At 71.2% G+C, this 18,562-nt stretch carries 19 protein-coding genes; 8 read left to right on the top strand and 11 right to left on the bottom strand.

The window, feature by feature from the left end; genetic code table 11:
- Nucleotides 1-88 precede the first annotated feature (88 nt).
- On the top strand, nt 89-1,057 hold the full coding sequence (locus E4T13_RS02245; protein WP_137176609.1) for a RimK family alpha-L-glutamate ligase: 969 nt from the start codon (nt 89-91) through the stop codon (nt 1,055-1,057).
- Nucleotides 1,058-1,136: 79 nt separating this feature from the next.
- Complete coding sequence (locus E4T13_RS02240) at nt 1,137-2,501, top strand: MFS transporter (RefSeq protein WP_170984754.1); 1,365 nt, start codon at nt 1,137-1,139, stop codon at nt 2,499-2,501.
- Nucleotides 2,502-2,627: 126 nt separating this feature from the next.
- Here the strand turns inward: E4T13_RS02240 and E4T13_RS02235 are convergent, their stop codons facing one another.
- The 3 genes from E4T13_RS02235 to E4T13_RS02225 all read right to left on the bottom strand — a co-directional run bounded on the left by E4T13_RS02235 (nt 2,628) and on the right by E4T13_RS02225 (nt 5,628).
- Entirely contained in the window at nt 2,628-3,452 is an 825-nt protein-coding gene (locus E4T13_RS02235; protein ID WP_137176607.1) for a hypothetical protein, read from the bottom strand.
- Between the two features lie 241 nt (nt 3,453-3,693).
- Entirely contained in the window at nt 3,694-4,509 is an 816-nt protein-coding gene (locus E4T13_RS02230; protein ID WP_137176606.1) for an alpha/beta hydrolase, read from the bottom strand.
- A 6-nt stretch (nt 4,510-4,515) separates the two neighbouring features.
- Nucleotides 4,516-5,628 carry a kelch repeat-containing protein gene (locus E4T13_RS02225; protein WP_137176605.1) on the bottom strand — a complete coding sequence of 371 codons (1,113 nt, stop codon included), beginning with the start codon at nt 5,626-5,628 and terminating at the stop codon, nt 4,516-4,518.
- 143 nt (nt 5,629-5,771) lie between these two features.
- On the opposite strand from E4T13_RS02225, the gene E4T13_RS02220 reads away from it, so the two are divergent.
- From E4T13_RS02220 to E4T13_RS02210, 3 genes are all read left to right on the top strand, one after another.
- Nucleotides 5,772-6,653: a manganese catalase family protein gene (locus tag E4T13_RS02220; protein WP_137176604.1), complete on the top strand. Its 882-nt coding sequence runs from the start codon at nt 5,772-5,774 to the stop codon at nt 6,651-6,653.
- A gap of 99 nt (nt 6,654-6,752) precedes the next feature.
- Nucleotides 6,753-7,109 carry a YMGG-like glycine zipper-containing protein gene (locus E4T13_RS02215; protein WP_137176603.1) on the top strand — a complete coding sequence of 119 codons (357 nt, stop codon included), beginning with the start codon at nt 6,753-6,755 and terminating at the stop codon, nt 7,107-7,109.
- A 125-nt stretch (nt 7,110-7,234) separates the two neighbouring features.
- A complete protein-coding gene (locus tag E4T13_RS02210) occupies nt 7,235-8,299 on the top strand; it encodes a helix-turn-helix domain-containing protein (RefSeq protein WP_137176602.1) in 1,065 nt (354 codons plus the stop codon).
- Between the two features lie 20 nt (nt 8,300-8,319).
- Here E4T13_RS02210 and E4T13_RS02205 read toward each other — a convergent pair whose 3' ends face one another.
- The 6 genes from E4T13_RS02205 to E4T13_RS02180 all read right to left on the bottom strand — a co-directional run bounded on the left by E4T13_RS02205 (nt 8,320) and on the right by E4T13_RS02180 (nt 13,033).
- Nucleotides 8,320-9,264, bottom strand: coding sequence for a sterol desaturase family protein (locus E4T13_RS02205; RefSeq protein WP_137176601.1), 945 nt, complete (start codon nt 9,262-9,264; stop codon nt 8,320-8,322).
- The gene (locus E4T13_RS02200; protein ID WP_240790955.1) at nt 9,264-10,019 is read right to left on the bottom strand and encodes a polysaccharide deacetylase family protein; all 756 of its coding nucleotides are present in this window, start codon (nt 10,017-10,019) and stop codon (nt 9,264-9,266) included. The genes E4T13_RS02205 and E4T13_RS02200 overlap by 1 nt, the downstream gene beginning before the upstream one ends.
- Complete coding sequence (locus tag E4T13_RS02195; protein ID WP_240790954.1) at nt 10,016-11,098, bottom strand: YncE family protein; 1,083 nt, start codon at nt 11,096-11,098, stop codon at nt 10,016-10,018. The genes E4T13_RS02200 and E4T13_RS02195 overlap by 4 nt, the downstream gene beginning before the upstream one ends.
- Before the next feature lie 74 nt (nt 11,099-11,172).
- Nucleotides 11,173-11,604 (bottom strand): peptide-methionine (R)-S-oxide reductase MsrB, encoded by a 432-nt coding sequence (msrB, locus tag E4T13_RS02190; RefSeq protein ID WP_137176599.1) that lies wholly within the window; start codon nt 11,602-11,604, stop codon nt 11,173-11,175.
- Nucleotides 11,604-12,149: a peptide-methionine (S)-S-oxide reductase MsrA gene (gene msrA, locus E4T13_RS02185; RefSeq protein WP_137176598.1), complete on the bottom strand. Its 546-nt coding sequence runs from the start codon at nt 12,147-12,149 to the stop codon at nt 11,604-11,606. The genes msrB and msrA overlap by 1 nt, the downstream gene beginning before the upstream one ends.
- Before the next feature lie 134 nt (nt 12,150-12,283).
- Entirely contained in the window at nt 12,284-13,033 is a 750-nt protein-coding gene (locus tag E4T13_RS02180; RefSeq protein WP_170984753.1) for a PEP-CTERM sorting domain-containing protein, read from the bottom strand.
- 273 nt (nt 13,034-13,306) lie between these two features.
- Here E4T13_RS02180 and E4T13_RS02175 point away from each other — a divergent pair, with 273 nt between their 5' ends.
- Nucleotides 13,307-14,353 (top strand): serine hydrolase, encoded by a 1,047-nt coding sequence (locus E4T13_RS02175; RefSeq protein WP_137176596.1) that lies wholly within the window; start codon nt 13,307-13,309, stop codon nt 14,351-14,353.
- Here the strand turns inward: E4T13_RS02175 and E4T13_RS02170 are convergent, their stop codons facing one another.
- Together E4T13_RS02170 and E4T13_RS02165 are read right to left on the bottom strand one after the other, a co-directional pair.
- Nucleotides 14,354-14,689, bottom strand: coding sequence for a Rap1a/Tai family immunity protein (locus E4T13_RS02170; protein ID WP_137176595.1), 336 nt, complete (start codon nt 14,687-14,689; stop codon nt 14,354-14,356).
- The gene (locus E4T13_RS02165; RefSeq protein ID WP_137176594.1) at nt 14,689-16,020 is read right to left on the bottom strand and encodes an acetyl-CoA hydrolase/transferase family protein; all 1,332 of its coding nucleotides are present in this window, start codon (nt 16,018-16,020) and stop codon (nt 14,689-14,691) included. The genes E4T13_RS02170 and E4T13_RS02165 overlap by 1 nt, the downstream gene beginning before the upstream one ends.
- 150 nt (nt 16,021-16,170) lie before the next feature.
- Here E4T13_RS02165 and E4T13_RS02160 point away from each other — a divergent pair, with 150 nt between their 5' ends.
- Both E4T13_RS02160 and E4T13_RS02155 read left to right on the top strand, forming a co-directional pair.
- On the top strand, nt 16,171-17,232 hold the full coding sequence (locus tag E4T13_RS02160; RefSeq protein WP_137176593.1) for an isocitrate/isopropylmalate dehydrogenase family protein: 1,062 nt from the start codon (nt 16,171-16,173) through the stop codon (nt 17,230-17,232).
- Between the two features lie 108 nt (nt 17,233-17,340).
- Nucleotides 17,341-18,447, top strand: coding sequence for an asparaginase (locus tag E4T13_RS02155; protein ID WP_137176592.1), 1,107 nt, complete (start codon nt 17,341-17,343; stop codon nt 18,445-18,447).
- The last annotated feature ends 115 nt before the right edge of the window (nt 18,448-18,562 follow it).

The raw sequence follows: 18,562 nt of genomic DNA, 5'->3' as shown, positions 1-18,562 counted from the left end.
GGCGCAATGCGAGAAAATTTTTTCTCTTGCGGGCGAAATTCGTCCCTTCTAGAGCACGATCATCCAAGATCAGCCGAAGGCGCCGCGCATGCCGCAGATCCATGTCTTGCACGAGAACGATGCCTGGGTCGTCCCGCTCCGCGCGGCCTTCGACCAGCTCCGCGCCCCCTATGCCGAATGGTTCCTCGACACCGGCCTGCTCGACCTGACGCAGCCGCCGCCCGAGGGCGTCTTCTACAATCGCATGAGCGCATCCTCGCACACGCGCGACCACGCCTACGCGCCGGAATACGCCGGCGCGGTCATCGAATGGCTGGAGCGGCATGGCCGCACCGTGGTCAATGGCCGCCGCGCGCTGCAGCTCGAGGTTTCCAAGGTCGCGCAGTACCAGGCGCTCGCCGCGCATGGCATCCCGACGCCGGACACCATCGCGGTAGTCGGCGCGCAGCACATCCCGGACGCGGCGGAGAAGCTCGGCTATCCCGTGATCCTGAAGCACAACCGCGCCGGGAAGGGCCTCGGCGTGCGCCTGGTGCGCAGCGCCGAGGGCCTTCGCCAGGCGCTGCACCTGCTGGCCTACGACACCGACCCGCATGCCCATCCGCGCGACGGGATCTGGCTGGTGCAGCGCTACGTCGAGGCGCCGGAGCCCTTCATCACCCGCGCCGAGTTCATCGGCGGCAGGTTCCTCTACGCCGTCCGCGTGGACACCTCCGAGGGCTTCGAGCTCTGCCCCGCCGATGCCTGCCAAGCCGGCGAAGGCGAGGCCTGCCCCGCGGTGGCGGCAGGCGAGAAATTCCGCATCGTCGAGGGCTTCGCCCACCCGCTGATCCACCGGATGGAGGCGTTCCTGACGGCCAACGGCATCGGCGTCGGCGCGATCGAGTTCATCACCGACCGGCAGGGCCGGACCTTCGCCTACGATGTGAACACGAACACGAACTACAACGCCGAGGCGGAGCGCCGCGCGAACCGGGAGGGTGCGCGCACCGGGATGGGCGCGGTGGCCGTGCATCTGAACGAGCTTCTCGGCCGCCAGCTCCGGCGCGCCGCCTGACGCGCGCCGGCTGTTCCCCTCGCTGGCGCGGGTCTAGACTCCGCGCCGGATGACGGCGGCATCAGGCGAGACCGGGCGCATGCGGCAGGCCGCCAGCGGAGAAGGCGGGCTGCCGCCGGGGCGACGCCGCCTCGCCGTCGCGGCGATCCTGCTCTCGACCCTGATGTCGGTGCTGCTCGGCAGCATCGTGAACCTGGCGCTGCCGGTCATGGCCGAGGCGCTGGAGGTGACGGCGGCTCAGGTGGTCTGGGTGGTCACGGCCTATCAGCTTGCGCTGCTGGCATCCCTGCTGCCCTGCGGCGCGCTGGGCGAGGCCATCGGCTACCATCGGGTGTTCCTCTTCGGGCTGGCCGGGATGGCTGTCACGGGCGTGGTCTGCGCCCTGGCGGATTCGCTGCCGGTGCTGGTGGCGGCCCGCGCCTTGCAGGGGGTGGCCGCGGCCGCGGTGATGGGGCTGACCGGCGCGCTGCTGCGCCATGCCTTCCCACCCGCGGCGCTGGGGCGCGCGATCGGCCTGAACGCCATGACCGTTGCGCTCGGCGGAACGCTGGGGCCGGGGCTCGGCGCCTTGGTGCTGTCGCTCGGCTCGTGGCACTGGGTCTTTGCCGTCACGCTGCCCTTCGCGCTGGTCGCGGGGCTGGTCGGCGTGCCGACCCTGCCTCGGGTGGCCGGCACCGGCCGCCGCTTCGACATGCGGGGCGCCGCGCTGAACGCCCTGGCCTTCGGGCTGCTGCTGACCGGCGCCGGCTGGCTGGTGCTGGAGCTGTGGCTCGGGCTCTGCCTCGTCGCCGGGGGTGCGGTGGCGCTCTGGCTCCTGGTGCGCCAGCAGCGCGGCAAGGCGCAGCCGCTGCTCCCGATCGACCTGCTCGCCCTGCCCTCGATGGGAATCGTGCTGTCGGCCTCGGTCTGCGGCTTCGCGGCGCAGATGCTGGGCTTCGTCGTGCTGCCCTTCCTCATGGACCATGGCTGGGGGTTCAGCACGGCGCTGAGCGGCGCGCTGCTGCTGCTCTGGCCGCTTGCGGTCGGAGCGCTGGCGCCGGTGGCCGGTCGCCTGGCGGACCGCCACGACACGGCCATCCTCTGCGCCGCGGGATCGGGCGTGCTCGGGATGGGCCTGATTGCGCTGTCGGTGGTGCCGGGCGCGGCGGCGCCCTGGCTGGCCGCGGCCGCGATCATGCTCTGCGGCGTGGGCTTCGGCCTGTTCCAGACCCCGAACATGCGCGCGATCCTCGGCGCCGCCCCGCTGTCCCGCAGCGGCGGCGCCGGCGGGATGCAGGCGACCGCCCGGCTGTTCGGGCAGAGCGTCGGCACGGTCGGTGCCGCGATCCTGTTCCAGCTTCTGCCGGGCTCCGCCTCCCTTGTCTCGCTCAGGGTCGCTGCCGCTCTGGCGGCGATCGCCTGCCTGCTCAGCCTGGCACGATGGCGGCGCGGTACCACGCGATGACGGCGGCCGCGCTCTCCGCCGCCCAGTCGCCGAGCATGCAGCAATGCGGCGCATCCGGGAGCAACGCATGCGTGCCGCCCAGGAATGCCGCGATGGCAGCGTCCTGGCCGGGCGGATGCCGCGCCGTCAGAAGCGGGTCTCGTGCTTGTGGGTGATGCTGAAGGAAACGGTTCGCGCGGGCGTGGTGACCGTGAAGTCGTTCGACCAGACGCTGCGGGTCGGAAGGCAGGCGCGCGTGTCGATCAGGCTGTAGCCATGGCGCTGCATCGACACGGACTCGGGTCCTGGCGCCGATGCGCTGCCATCGTGGCGCAGGACGAGTTGGGGCCTTCCGTCCCGGTCGAGAAGGCCCGCCGCCACGGAGCGCCCGCTGTCGTCGAACTGCCCCATGGCCGGCCCGATCGCGCCGGACCGACGTTCGGCCCTGGGCATCGTCTCGGTGCGCGGCGGCATCGCGACCGCTTCGCCCAGGCGAACCGGTCCGCGCGGACAGCAGCAGAGGGGAAAGCGGAGATCGGTGGGGTCGAAATATGCATCGGCGGAACTGCGCATCGGCCCACGGCTCCACCGGTTCTCGGTAACCCGCGCCTCCCGGACCTGCCCCCATGCATCGGTGGTGACCACCAGCGACCCGTATTCCCGCAGCACGCCATCCCGGCCGATGTTCGACATGCGGTAAACCCATTCCCGCTGATCGCCCACGGCCCGCATCGTGCCCTGCATGACCCAGCCCTCGGCGATCGTCGGGCCGGAGGGCGCGTCAATGTCCGACCTGAACGTGTAGGTGAAACTGCTGAACCCGCGATAGCTCAAGGTGATCGGCTCCGCGAACGGCACGATCCCCTGGGGCAGCGCTGCATCCGGCCGCGCGGCAGGTTCGGCTGCGCTGACGCAGCCGGCAATGGCGGGGAGCATGATTGCCAGCTGCCAGCGCCATACCTGGTTGCCCATCTGCCGACGTCTCCGCTCCCACTGCCGTTTCTACGGCGATTGGGCATCGGGCCGATTGATCTGCATCAGTCGCGGCGTCGGCGCGTGGTACTGTCCGCGCGGGCGCGGTGCCGGCACGGCGTGTCATGTCGGCCAGGGCGCCGGCACGCCGGGCCCGGCGGCGATGTTCCCACTCATCCCTGCGGCGGCACCACAGGCAGCGTGAAGCTTGCCGGGTCGATGGCGGCGCCGGCCCGCCTGCTCAGCCTGAGGCGACGGCGGCGCGGTACCACGCGATGACGGCGGCCGCGCTCTCCGCCGCCCAGTCGCCGAGCATGAAGCAATGCGGCGCATCCGGGAGCAACGCATGCGTGCCGCCCAGGAATGCCGCGATGGCAGCGTCCTGGCCGGGCGGATGCCGCGCCGCATCGTCGCGCCCGGCCTCCAGCACGAAGACCGGCAGGCCTGCCAGATGCGCGGGATCCACGGGCAGGCGCAGATCGTAGCGCTCGTTCATCGCGCGCGGCGATTCCGGCGAAAGCTTGCGCTGGTATTCCGGCAGCCATTCAGGCGTGTCGCCGCCGAGGAAGCGCTCCGCCGTGGTGGCGAGGTCGGGAGGCGGGCGCAGCGCGCCTTCCGGCACCAGCGGCACCTTGGCCGCGCCCGGCAGGTTGCCGGGTGGCGAGGGCGCGACCAGCACCAGGCCGGACACGCCGCCGGGCATCAGGCGCTGCGCCGCGCGCATCGCGATGAGCGCGCCGAGGCTGTGCCCGACCAGCACCGGCGGCGCGCCGAGCGCGGCAGCCGCCTCCGCCGCATCGGCAGCGAAATCGTCGATCCCCGTCATCGGGTCCAGCCTGCCGCGCAGCGTGCCATGGCCGCGCTTCTCGAGCGCCGCCGAGGCGATGCCCGCGGCAGCAAAGGCATCGAGCCAGGCCTCGTAGCACCAGGCGCCATGATAGGCGCCGGGGATGCAGAGCAGCGTCGGCCCTGCACCGTCCGCGCGGAGGAACAGCGCGCCCTGGCCGAGGGCGACGCGCCTTGTGCCGTGCGGTGAGAGAGCCTCGGCGGGGATCATGCCGGATCAGCCGAGCGTGAAGGCCTCGTGCACCGCGGATTTGATGCCGCCGCCGACCACCGGTCCGCCGCCTGCGACGTAAATCCAATCGCCGATCACGACCGCACCCATGCCGTGCCGCGGCGTCGGCATCGGGGCGTGGTGCTGCCAGGTGTCGGTTGCGGGGTCGTAGCTCTCCAGCTGGCCGTGGACATGACCGGTGAGCTGTCGGTTCACGAACTCGCCGCTCTCTCCGCCCATCGCGAAGAAGCGCCCGCGATAGACCACCAGCCCGTGGCCGGAACGCGGCGTCGGCAGCGGCGCGCGCGTGCTCCACTGGTCCGCCTGCGGGTCGTACACGTGATGCAGGCCGGTGTTGTACTCGAAGGTGTTGAAGCGGCCGCCGATGATGTGGATGCGGCCGTCATGCACCACCACGCCCGCATGGTCGCGCGCGCCCGGCAGCGCCTTGCGGCGTTCCCAACTGTCCGTCTGCGGGTCGTAGACCTCGTGCCAGCCGACCGAGGAGCGCTCGCTCTCGGGGTTCGAGGCGCCGCCGATGTGGTGCAGCTTTCCGTTCACCGCCGCCAGAGCCCCCGCGCCACGCGGCCTGGGCATGGGCGCGATCTGCTCCCAACGATCGGATGCGATGTCGTAGACGAAGGCCAGCTCGTCGGCGCCGCGATTCTGGTTGCTGAAGCCGCCCAGCGCGTAGATCCGTCCGCCCAGCGCGACGACGGCGATGTGATTGGCGCCGCGGGGAATGCGCGCCTTCTCCGTCCAGCTATTGGTCGCGGGGTCGTAGACGTGGTTGTAGCTGTTGTTCACCCGCTGCTCGGCATAGCCGCCGATCACCCAGAGCCTGCCGTCCGCCTCCGCAGCCCAGGCCATCTCGGTGCGCGGCAGCGGCAGCGGCGCGCGCTCGACCCAGCGTCCCGGCGGGCCTGCAGGGGCGGGGCTCTGCACGAAGCGCTGGGCGTATTGTGCCGGCGTCAGCACCACCGGACCCTGCCCGCGCAAGGGCGCCAACTGGTCCGACGGAATGGGCGCGCCATGATGCGGCATTGCGTGCTGCGCCCCTGCCGCCGTGGCGGAACCGATCAACCCGGCCGCCGCGCCAAGCATCGTCCTGCGTTGCATGCTGTCCCGTGCCCCTCTGCCCGATGGGCCAGCACATAGGATCGCACGCCGTCACGCAACAGGTCGTTCCGCGCGACCGCCTGAACCGGCGGCACCGGCTGCCGTTGCCGGCAGGGACAGCACAGCCAGGAAGGTTCCCCGCGATGTTCTACATGGACGGCAAGCTGCAATATCCGGTGCGCGTCGAGACGCCCAACCCGGTCTTCGCCCGCGCCCTGCAACAGGCGATCGGCGGCGTGGAAGGCGAGATCCGCGTCTGCCTGCAATACCTGTTCCAGGGGTGGGGCTGCCGCGGTCCCGTGAAGTATCGCGACATGCTGCTCAACACCGGCACGGAGGAGATCGGCCATATCGAGATGCTCGCCACCGCCGTGGCGCTGAACCTGGAGAAGGCGCCGCTCTCCTTCCAGGAGGAGGTCGCGGCCAACCCGATCGCCGGGTCGGTGCTGAACGGGATGAACCTGCGGCACGTCCTCTCGGCGGGCCTCGCGGCCACGCCGGAGGACTGCAACGGCGTGCCGTTCAATGCCAGCCATGTCTATGCCAGCGGCAACGTCGCCGGCGACATGATGGCCAATGCGACCGCGGAATCCACCGGACGGGCGCTTGCCGCCAGGCTGCGCGGCATGACCGACGACCCCGGCATGAAGGACATGCTGGGCTTCCTCATCGCGCGTGACACGATGCATCAGCAGCAATGGCTGGCGGTGATCGAGGAACTCGGCGGCTACGAGAAGCAGTTGCCGATCCCCAACACGGTCGAGGACACGGCGGAACACCGGCGCTTCGCCTATGCCTTCTTCGGCCATGACATCTCCGGGATGGTGCCGACGGGCCGCTGGACCGAGGGCCCTTCCCTCGACGGCCGCGGCACCTTCGAGGCGCGGCGCAGCGAACCGCTGGGCGAGGTGCCGCACCTTGCCCCGGGCAAGCCCGAGGCCGGCGCGCAGCGCGAGCAGGCGACGCAGACCACGCCGGTTGCCGCGAATGATCCGGTCGGCCGGACCGGCGGCGCCACGGCCTGACATCCCTTCGGAGGCGGCCGATGCACCTTCGGCCGCCTCGCGCGTTCCGGTCGGGCCTTGCCGCCGCGCCTTTCGCGCGGCCGCACGAACCGGAGACCCATGATGCGCCCCAGCCTGCCCGCCCTTCTCCTCGCCCCCGCGCTGGTCCTGTCGGCCTGCGCCGGCGGGGTGGACCCGAATGACCGCAACCAGCGCGCCCTCGGCGGCGCGGCGCTGGGGGCGGGCGCGGGCGCGCTGATCGGGTCGCTCAGCGGCGATGCCGGCAAGGGGGCGCTGATCGGCGGCGCGCTCGGTGGCGTGGCGGGCGCGCTGACGCCCGCACCGCAGCCGGACCGCATCCCGGCCGATCCCTACCCCGCCAGCGGCTACGATGCCCGCTACGGCGGATGGTATGATCAGTACGGCCAATGGCACGCCGGCCCGCCGCCCGCGGGCTACCGGCCGAACTACCGATAGGCCGCCTGTAACCAATGCTGCGTTGCACCCGTGCCGGACACGGGTGCATACCCGGCCGCGCGCGACCGCCGCAGGGGGACCGCATGGCCGTATTCCCAACCGCCAGGAGCAATCCGGACACTGTCATGTCCGGCGTGGTGGCGCCTGTCGTCTTCACGACCGACACGCTGCCGCACCGCGATCGACTGCCTGCCTGGCAGGCGCGCTTCGCCATCCTCAACGACGTCACCCCCTGCGGGACCGGCCCGGGCAGCGTCTCCGTCCGCACGGAGGACTGGGTGCTGGGCGACATGCTGCTGAGCGTCAGCCGCACCGCGCCCGCCCTCTTCGTCCGAAGCCCGCAGCATCTGCGCCGCGACGGGCTCGACCACTGGATCGTGCGGATGCTGCTTCGCGGCCGCAGCCGGACGCGCCATGGCGGCACGACCCATGTCATCGAAGCGGGCGCGCCCTTCCTCTTCCGCCTGGACGCGCCCTGGGAGACGGAGTGGGAGGACGCCGCCTGGATCTCGCTCTGCGTGCCGCGCGATGCCCATCCCGGCCTTGCCGCCGCCTGCGCCTTGCGCGGCGCCGGCCCGCTGCGTGGCGAGGGCGCGGTGGTGCTGGCCGAATACCTGCGACTGCTCGAGCACCAGATCCGGGCGGCAACGCCGGCGCGCGTGCCGGTGCTCGCCGCCTCGACGGCGGGCGTGCTCGCGGCCTGCCTGGCCGCCGAGGGCGGCGCAGCGGCAGCGGCGCCGGCCGACCTTGAAGCCGCGCAGTTCGAGCGGGTGCGAGGCCTTATCCAGCGGCACCTGCATTCGCCGCGCTTCGGGCCGCAGCGCCTCGCCAGCCTCGCGGGCATGTCACGCAGTGCGCTGTACCGCCTGTTCGAGGGCCGCGGCGGCGTGGCGGAGCATATCCACGCGATGCGCCTGCGTCGGGCCGTCGCGCTGCTGTCGGATCCGGCCCTTGCGAATCAGCCGATAGCGGCCCTGGCGGAACGCGCCGGGTTCTTCGATGCCAGCGCCTTCAGCCGCGCCTTCCGCGCGGCGCATGGCTGCAGCCCCCGCGAGGCTCGGCAGGCGGCGCTGGCGGGGCTGGGCGGCGCCAGGCTTGCGGCGCCGGTCGCGACGCCCGCCGACGACTATGCGGCGCTGTTGCGCGGCATCGGCCAATCCAGCGCGCGCGCTTACGCACGCGGGTCCTGACCGCCGCCGGCGCGTCGGCGCTATCGCCCGCGCAGCGCCCGGCCGAACTGCTTCAGCCCGTCCACCTGCTGGCGCAGCCAGCCGCCCGTCGCGAGGCTTTCCGGCGCATCGGGATCGCCGGTGCGCGGGTAGCTCTTGCGGTCGAAATCCGCGGTGCCGAACAGCCAGTCCCAGACCGGCAGCAGCACTGCGTAGTTGCGGCCATGCTCGCCGGCCGAGAGCTCGCCGTGATGGATGCGATGGAAGCGCGGGCTGACCAGCAGCCGCTCGCCCAGGCTGCCGAAGCTGAGGCGGACATTGGCGTGGCTCAGGCTTTCCGCGAGCTGGCGCAGCATGACGATCAGCACGAACTGCGCGGGCGGCACGCCGATCAGCAGGGCCACCGCGCCGAACCAGAGCGCGGCGATCGCGTCGTCCAGCAGGTGGTTGCGGTCGTCGGTCCAGAAGGTCATCTGGCGCTGCGCGTGATGCACGCTGTGCAGGGCGTACCACCAGCCGAACATGTGCTGGAACCGATGGCGCCAGTATTCGCCGAAATCCAGGATCACGACATACAGCAGCAGCGCCACCACGGGCATGTCGCGCAGCGCGGGGAACAGCGTCTCCAGCGTCGGCGGCACGAAGCCCGTGTCGGCCAGCAACCCGTTCAGCATCCGCTCGGCGGAGGACAGCAGCACGAAGGCGATCAGCGGCAGCAGGCCCAGCCGGGCCAGCAGCGTGTACAGCACGTCGGTGCGGATCGCCGCATGGTCGCTGACCGGCTCCACCGGATGCAGCGCCTCCAGCGGACGGCAGACGGCATAGACCAGCACCACCTGCACCACCCCGAGCAGCGCGAAGTCGAGCCATTCCTGCGCGCGGTCCGCCCACATCATCAGACCCGCGGCATAGAGGGCGGGCTGCAACGCGACCTCGAAGATCGTGCCGGAGGTGTCCACCCAGATGCGGGTCAGGAAATCGAACATCAGGTCGGGATGCCCTCGGGCGGCAGGGTCTCGAAGCAGAAGCCGCGGTCGATCAGGCCTGTGATCAGCGGCTCCAGGATGTCGGCGAAGGGCTCGCGGCGGCTGCGCACGCCCCAATGCATCACCAGCACCTCGCCGGCGCGGATATTCGCGAGGTTCCGCCGCAGCAGCGCGGCGTTGGGGCTCTTCGCGCTGTCCAGCTCGTCGCCGAGGAAGCCGTTGCGGCTCCAGCCCTGGTGCTTCAGGCCACAGCCGGAGGCGAGTTGCAGCGCGTTCGGCGTGGTGATGCCGCCCGGCGCGCGCCAGAGCGGCAGGATGCGCGCCTCCGGCACCATGCGCCGCAACGCGTCGGTCGGCCGGGCGAGTTCCGCGCACATACCCGCCTGGTCGAGCACCACGGCGCCCTCCCCGCGGCGCGACACGTAGCGCACCTGGCCGGGCGCGGGATCGCCGCGGAAATACCAGTGGCGCCAGGTATGGCTGGCGAAGGCATGGCCCTCCGCCGCGCGTGCCCGCCAGAACGGCGCCCAGGCCTCCGACAGCGTGGTGTCGCCGCGGAAGGTCGGCTCGTCCGCGATGAAGAGCGTCGCCGGCACGCCGGCGCGGCGGAGGATCAGGGCGATCCGCTCCGCCTCCCGGCTCCAGCCGGTGTCGATGGTCAGGTAGAGCGGGCCCTTGCAGACCGCCGGCGACGCCGCGAGCGCCGGCGCCGCCAACGTGCCGAGCATGCCGCCGAACAGCGTCCTTCGCTTCACCGCACCGCCGCAGGCGTGGCGCCGCCGGGCATCGGGCGGGGCTGGGTCGCGCCCGGTGGGGGCGCGTCGGCCATCGGCCGCGTGCCGGAGGCGGCGCCGGGCAGGGCGCGCGCGAAGCTCGCCGTCACGCCGTCCCGCCTCGGCTTGAAGAAGATGCCGTGCGGGCTGCGACCGACGCGGATGACCTGCCAGGGCGGCTCGGTGCCCTGCGGGTCCAGCGGGTCGAGGATGGCGACCCTCCCGGTCCAGCGCAGCGTCATCCAGATCCGCCCTTCCGGATCGAAGGTCAGGCAGTCCGGACCGCCCGGGATGTTCCAGATCCGCCGCACCGCCAGCGTGTCCGGGTTGATCTCCGCCACCCGGCTGTCCACGCGGGAGGTCGCGAACAGCGCGCGGCCATCCGGCGATGGGAAGATGGTGTGCGCGCCGCGGCCGATGGTGAAGGCCGGGCGCACTGCCTGGGTCTCGGGGTCCAGCTCCACGAAGTGGTCCGCGCCCATGATCCCGACCAGCAGCTTGCCGCGGTGCCAGATGATGCCCGCCGGCTCCGGCCCGACCTCGGCCGACCAGAGCTGGGTGCGCGTCTCCAGGTCGAAGGCGACCACCGCCTTGTCGCCCTGCATCGTCACGAAGACGTGGCGGCTGTCCGGGGAGAAGGCGACATGGCTCGGCATGTCGCCGGGGCTGAAGCGATGCAGCAGCTCCAGCTTTGCCGCGTCATAGATGTCCACCTGGTCGCGCCGCAGGCTGGCGATCACCAGGTAGCGGCCATCGGGGCTGTATTCGAGGTGGTAGGGGTTGGAGATGCGCTCGCGCCGCGTCACCTCCCCGGTGGCGGGCTCGACGAAGAGCAGTTCGTTGCCGCCGGAATCCGCGATGACGAGCTGGCTGCCATCGGGCGTCAGCACCAGGTGGTGCGGCTCCCGCAGCACCGGGATGCGCTTGACCTCCGTGCGGCTGCGCGCATCGAGCACGCTGACGGAGGCCGCGCCGGAATTGAGGACGTAGAGCAGGTCCGCCCGGGCATCGCCGGGCGCGGCCGCAAGCAGCAGGCCAAGCAGCAGGGGGTGCAGGCGCACCGGCAATGTCCTCTGGGTGATCCGGCGGGGGACTCAGCATCCCCCGCCCCGCCTTGTCCAGCGGTCCGGCAGTGTCAACCCGCCGGTTTGAACTGCATGGCCGCGCCGTTCATGCAGTAGCGTTCCCCGGTCGGCCTGGGGCCGTCCGGGAAGACATGGCCCAGATGCCCGCCGCAGGTGGCGCAATGCACCTCCGTCCGCGTCATGAAGAAGGAGCGGTCGGTCCGGGTGGCGACGGCGCCCTCGATCGGTGCCCAGAAGCTCGGCCAGCCGGTGCCGCTCTCGTATTTCGTGTCGGAGCGGAACAGCGGCGTGCCGCAGCCCGCGCAGACGAACAGGCCGTCGCGCTTCTCGACATTCAGCGGGCTGGTGCCGGGCCGCTCGGTGCCGTGCTCGCGCAGGACGCGGAAGGCTTCCGGCGGCAATTCGGCGCGCCATTCCGCCTCGGTCTTCTGCACCGGGAACGTCTCGTCCGTGTCCTTGGCCTTGGTGCCGAACAGGCTCATCAGGCGGCTCCCTTCTTCAGGCGGTCCGCGAACATCTTGCGGAACTTCGTGACCTTCGGCGCGACGACCACCCGGCAATAGCCGGCCCAGGGGTTGCGCGCGAAATAGTCCTGGTGCTCGGGCTCGGCCGGCCAGAAGCGTTCCAGCGGCACGATCTCCGTCACCGCCTTGCCGCCCCAGATGCCGGCGGCGTCGATCTCGGCGACGATGTCACGGGCAACCGCTTCCTGCTCCGGCGAATGGGTCAGGATGATGCTGCGGTATTGCGGGCCGATGTCGTTGCCCTGGCGATCCTTGGTGGTGGGATCGTGCAGGGTGAAGAACATGCGCAGCAGGTCGGCGTAGCCGACCTTGGCGGGATCGAAGTCGATCTGCACGACCTCGGCATGGCCGGTCCGCTTGCCGCAGACAGCCTCATAGCTCGGGTTGTCCACATGACCGCCGGCATAGCCGCTTTCGGCGCGGGTCACGCCGTCGAGGTGGCGCAGCGCGCCCTCGATGCACCAGAAGCAGCCGCCGCCCAGTGTCGCGGTTTCCATCGCCATCCGGCGTCCTCCATTCCACGCGGGGGAATGTAGGGCGTTCGGCGCGCCGGTTCAGGGGGTTACATGGCCCCGGCGCGATCGCCACATGCAGAGGGTGGCCGGGCGGGATCCGCGCAGACCCCGCCCGTCCTGCGTCACCCCTGGCGCCGGCGGCGCAGCGCCGCGCCTATGCCGAGCAGGCCGAAGCCGAGCAGGCCGAGCGAACCGGGCTCCGGCACGCCGACCGGCGGGCAGGCGGGGTCGCAGGTGCCGGCGGCGTTATCGAGAAACAGCACGGACGACAGGGCGTCGTCCTTGTCATCGGAGGTGATGAACGCCAGGCGGTAATTCGCGGAGGTGGCCAGCGTATAGTTGAAGGTCAGCCAGCCGGTGCTGCCGGCGGTGCCCACATTGGCGCCCAGACCCTGAGTGCTGGCGAGCCCGCTCAGGTGCTCGACATTGCCGGTGTCGAGGTTGATGACGGCAGCGAAGGCAGGATCGTTGAACGGGATGTAGTCGCGCGCGGTGTAGTTGAAGAACTGCGTGATGGTCGTGCCCACGGTGCCTGCGAAATCCTGATAGATCGCGCTCGCCTGGGTGACTTCGCCGCCGTCGGGGTTGATGTTGAGTGCCGTCAGCGAGCCCGCGACGAGGCCCAGCGTGGATTCCACGGTCGCGGCGGCCGCGCCGCCGGCGCTGTCGAGCAGGGCCATCGTCGTCTCATAGGCGCTGATGGCATAGGTGATGCTGTTGTAGGTGGTGACGCTGGTGGACGGCGTGGCGGAGACGTTGCCCAGCGTGCTCCAGCCGGCCAGGCCGGATTCGAAGCCCTGGTTGGTGGGGGCGGCGACGGCGGAGCCGCCAGCCAGGATGACCGCCGCCAGGGCGGCCGGGACGATACGCATATTCTGACATTCCTCTTGAGCGGATGAACCGATGGCGCGGGTTGCGACGGTGGACGCGCACCAGCGGTGGAGGAATGGCAAATTGTATGCCACATTCTCGTGATACGAAAAATCAGTGGGTTGTCGGATGCAACTGCGATAGTTCGACGCAGAGTGTAAGAAATTCCGTCCGTAAGCCATTGTAAGAAAACGAAATTGTAACCGCTCTTGTCCGGGCGGCGAGCCGGTGGCAGGCAAGCGCCGGAACCGCAGCAACCGAGTGGAACACCTGTCTTGAAGCCCGAAGCCCATCCGACGCTGCGCGACGCCGTCGCCTTCGCCGCGGCCCATGAGAGCCCCTTCCCCCGTGACCTGCGCGCGCATCTCGAATCCGGCCATTTCGACCCGCCACCGCACAACGCGGTCATCGGCCCGGTCTTCCCGCGCGGTGCGCCGAACGGCCTGATCGAGCGCCGCGGCGAGCGCCTGGCCGCCTGGGGCGACACGCGGCAGGCCGACATGACCTTCAGCGTGGCGAAGTCCTACCTGTCGCTGCTGGCGGGCATCGCCTGGGCGGATCGGCTGCTGACCGACCTCGACGAACCGGTGCGCGCGAAGATCCGCGACGGCGGCTTCGACAGCGACCAGAACGCCGGCATCACCTGGCGCCACCTGCTGACCAACACCTCCGAATGGGAGGGCGAGCTGTTCGGCAAGTCCGACGTGATCGACCGCGGCCGCGACCTGGCGCGGGAGGGGTCGGGGCCGAAGGGCATTGCGCGGCCGCTGCAGGCACCGGGGACGCATTGGGAATACAACGACGTGCGGGTGAACCGTCTTTCGCTCTGCCTGCTTCGCCTGTTCCGCCGCCCGCTGCCGGAGGTCTTCGCCGAGCGGATCATGGACCCGATCGGCGGCAGCCGGGACTGGACCTGGTATCCCTACGACAACGCCATCGTCGAGGTGCACGGGCGCATGTTGCCCTCGGTGCCTGGCGGGACGCATTGGGGCGGCGGCATGCGCATCCACGCCGAGGACCAGGCCCTTGTCGGGCGCCTGGTGCTGCAGCGCGGCGCCTGGGACGGCAGGCAGGTGGTGCCGGCGGAATGGATCGACTGGTCGCTGGCCCCCTGCCCGCTCAACCCGTCCTACGGCTTCCTGTGGTGGCTGAACGGCGCGGGGCGCCAGGCCGAGGCGCCGCGGGATTCGGTGTTCGCCCAGGGCGCCGGCGGCAACTACACCTGGATCTGGCCGGCGGGCGAGGTCGTGGCGGTGCTGCGCTGGGTGAACCCGGATGCGCTCGGGCGCTTCTGCGGGATGGCGGCGAAGGCGCTGGCGTAGCTATCGCGGCGCCGGGCAGGGCCAGGCCACGCGCAGCGCTTCCGCGCCGAAACGGCCGAAGGGCTCGCCCCAGCGCTCCGACCGCTTCTCCATGTAGTCCACGATGATCTGCAGGGTGGTGCGCAGGCGCGGCTCGGCGGGCGGGCAGGCGCCGATCAGGTCGAGATTGGCGACCAGCACTGCCAGCCTGCCGAGGCAGATCCCCTCGGCCTCGCGCCGGTCCTGCCTTCCCTGCAGATGGGCCTGGCAGCCCGGCAGGATTGCAGCGGTGCTGTCCGGCCCCTGCGCGGCCGCGCCACCCGCAAGCAACAGCATCACCAGGACCAGCGCGCGCATCAGAGCCAGTAGCGCGGCAGCAGCCCCGCCTCACGCGCCTCGCGTGCGAGGTCCTCGCGGAAGTCGGGATGCGCCAGGCCGATGATCGCCTTCGCACGCTCCGCCACCGAGCGGCCCTTGAGGTTCGCGATGCCGTATTCGGTGACGACATACATCATGTCGGACCGCGGCGTGGTCACCACGTTGCCCGGAGTGAGGTTCAGCGCGATGCGGCTTTTCCGGACGCCCTTCCGTTCGTAGGTGGAGGCGAGGCAGATGAAGCTCTTGCCGCCCTCCGAGGCATAGGCGCCGCGCACGAACTGAGCCTGGCCTCCGGTGCCGCTGATGTGGCGATGCCCGTCGCTCTCGGACGCCGCCTGGCCCTGCAGGTCGATCTGCGTGGTGTTGTTGATCGCGACCGCCAGGCTGTTGCGCGCGATCACGAAGGGATCGTTGGTGAAATCCACCGCGTGGCAGAGGAAATCCGGGTTGTCGCGCACCGTGTCGTACAGGACGCGCGTGCCAAGGGCGAAGGTGTAGGTGATGAGGCCCGGGTCCACCGCCTTCTTCGACCCGTCCACGCGGCCCGCGCGATAGAGCTCCACCAGCCCGTCGTTCAGCATCTCCGTGTGGATGCCGAAGCGGCGCGCGCCGCCTTCCAGCAGCAGCGCGCAGACCGCGTTCGGCATGCCGCCGATGCCCACCTGCAGGCAGGCATCCTCCGCGATCTCCTCGGCGATCAGCCGCGCCACGGCGCGGTCCACGTCGGTCGGCTGCGCATTCGGCAGCTCCGGCGTGGTGCCGCCATCGCCCTCGATGACGTAGTCCACCTCGCTCGCCGGGATGCGGTTGTCGGTGCCGCGCGCGGGCGGGACCTGGGAGGACACCTCGATGATGACGGTCTTCGCGCGTTCGATCACCGCGCGGTGCCAGAGGCTGTTTGGGCCGATGTTGAAGCAGCCATCCTCGTCCGGCGGCGCGGCCTTCAGCACGGCGACGTCCACGCGGTCGATGTTGCGGCGGTAGTAGTGCGGGATCTCGCCGAGATGGACCGGGATGTAGTGGCAGATCCCGGCGTCGTGCTTCTTCCGGTCGTAGCCGGAGAAGTGCCAGTTGAAGCAGCGGAACACCTCTCCGTCCGGGTCGGCTTCAAGCACGGCGCGCGGCTTCAGGCTGAGGCAGTTGCGCAGCCAGATGTCGGAAAGCTCGCCCTTGCGCGCGGCAAGCGCGCGGTCGAAGGCGTCGGGCTGGGTGAAGGACGCGCCGTAGTCGATCCAATCGCCGGGCTTCACCAGCGCCGCCGCCTGTTCCGCGGTGATGTGGCGCGGCCCGCCGCCTGCGCTCGCTCCCATGGACCCCCTCCATCCGCGCCGCGCCCAGCGGGCAACGACCTGTTGGGGAAAGAGGTACTCCTTCGGGCGCGGCCGCGCCAGACGCCGCCCCCTTCCCCGCCGGCGCCGGGCCGTGCCACATCGCGGCCGAAACCCAGGAACCGCCAGACCATGCGCTTCATCGTCCTGCCCGGCGACGGGATCGGGCCCGAGATCACCGACGCCACCCTCGCCGTGCTGCGCGCCGCCGATGCCCGCTTCGGCCTCGGCCTCACCTTCGAGACGCATGCGATCGGCCTCGAGACGCTGAAGACCCGCGGCACGACGCTGCCCGAGGAGGTGATGGAGGCGTCGAAGGCCAGCGACGGCGTGATCCTCGGCCCGATCTCCCACCTGCACTACCCGTCGCGCGACAAGGGCGGGATCAACGTGTCGGCAGCGTTCCGCGTCGGTCTCGACCTGTTCGCCAATGTCCGCCCGGCGCGCACCCGCCCCGGCCTCGGCCGCGGCCATGCGCCGCTCGACCTGGTGATCATGCGGGAGGCGACGGAGGGCTTCTATCCCGATCGCAACATGCACGCCGGCAGCGGCGAGTTCATGCCGACGCCGGACGTGGCGATGTCCATGCGCAAGATCACCGCGCATGCCTCGCGGCGCATTGCGCGCGAGGCCTTCCTGCTGGCGCGGCGGCGGCGGGGCAAGGTCACGGCGGTCCACAAGGCCAACACCTTCATCCTGACCGACGGCCTGTTCCTGCGCTGTGTGCGGGAGGTGGCGCAGGACTTCCCGGACGTCGCGCTGGACGAGATCATCGTGGATGCCTGCGCCGCGATGCTGGTCCGCGACCCGCAACGCTTCGACGTGCTGTGCGCCACCAACTTCCACGCCGACATCCTCTCCGACCTCGCCTCGGAACTGTCGGGCGGGCTCGGCCTCGCCGGCAGCACCAACCAGAACGACCTGCTGTGCTGCGCGCAGGCGCAGCATGGCAGCGCGCCGGACATCGAGGGCCAGGACAAGGCGAACCCGGTCTCCCTGATCCTCTCGGCCGCGATGCTGCTGGACTGGCACGCGGAGAAGCGCGGCAACCACGCAGCCGGACAGGCTGCGGCGGCCATCAACACGGCGGTGGATGCTGCGTTGGCCGACCCCGCCACGCGCACGCCCGACCTTGGTGGGAAGCTTGGCACGCAGGCGTTCGGGCGGAAGGTGGCGGCGCTGCTCGCCGGCTGACCGGCTGGAACGCTGGCCGCGCTGGACGCGGGGCGGCCTGCGCTCTATCGCTATGGGTTGGGGAGCCGAGCAACGACCGCCCTTGGCGGCGCATACAGGGGACTTGCCATGTCCAATGGCGTCGAAGTTGTCGAACTCGCCCGCGTCTGGCGTGGCCCGATCATGGAAAGCGTACATCACGGCGTCATTGCCGTCGCCGACACCGGCGGCACGCTGCGCCATTCCTGGGGCAGCACAGGCTGGGTCACCACGCCGCGTTCCGCGCTGAAGCCCTTCCAGGCGATCGCGCTGGTCGAATCCGGGGCGGCGGATGCGTTGGGGCTGACGGACGAGCACATCGCGCTCGCCTGCGCCTCGCACCACGCCGAGCCCTTCCAGGTGGCGCTGGTCGGCGACTGGCTCGGGCGGCTCGGCCTGACGGAGGAGGCGCTGATCTGCGGCCCCGCCGTGCCGCGCGGCGCGGCCGACATCGCGGAGGCCTATGCGCATGGCGGTCCGCGGCGGATCTTCAACAACTGCTCGGGCAAGCATTGCGGCTTCCTGTCCGTGGCGAAGCACCTGGGCGGCGGGCTCGACTACGGCCGCGCCGACCATCCGGCGCAGCGGCTGTATCGGGACATCCTCTCCGAATTCACCGGGCTCGACGCCCACACGCTGCCGGTCGGGGTGGATGGCTGCGGCCTGCCTGCGCTCGGCGTGCCGATCAGCGCGATGGCGCGCGCGGCGGCGCGGCTCGGCGTGGGCCAGGCGGCGTCGGAGCGGCGGCGGGCGGCGGTGCGCCGCGTGGTCGGCGCCATGGCGGCCTATCCGGACCATCTCGCCGGCAAGGATTCCCCGACCGCGCGGATGATCCGCTACACCGATGGCAATGTGATCCTGAAGGGCGGCGCGGAAGGCTACATGCTGGCCTGCGTCCGCGACCGCGCGCTCGGCATCGCCATCAAGGTGGCCGACGGCGACAGCAGCGGGCGCGCCAAGATGGGCGTGCTGGCCCGCATCCTCGGCCGCGTGCATGCGCTGCCGACCGAGGAGGCGGAGCTGCTGATCGCCGCCGTCGAGCCGGCGCTGACCGACAGCAACGGCCGTGAGATCGGCCGGGTGGAGGTTGTCGTGCAGCGGCCGCAGCCGACGAGGCCCACCAAGGCGAGCCTTGGCTTCTGGATGTCGGAAGTGCCGGGCTCGGGCGTGCTCGAACTCTTCGAGGACGCGCGGTAGGCGGGCAGGCCGCAAGGCCCCCAACCCAGCCAGCCTGCGTGGGCGGCGGCATGCCGCCGCCCCGTCGGCGTTCGACGCCGCGCTTCGCCTCCGCCCCCGTATGCGGGGGCGGTAT

This window comes from Roseomonas sp. AR75, assembly GCF_005222815.1.
Classification (GTDB): Bacteria; Pseudomonadota; Alphaproteobacteria; order Acetobacterales; family Acetobacteraceae; genus Falsiroseomonas.
Note: the sequence above shows the minus strand (reverse complement) of the source record. Positions and strands in the feature narration are given on the sequence as shown.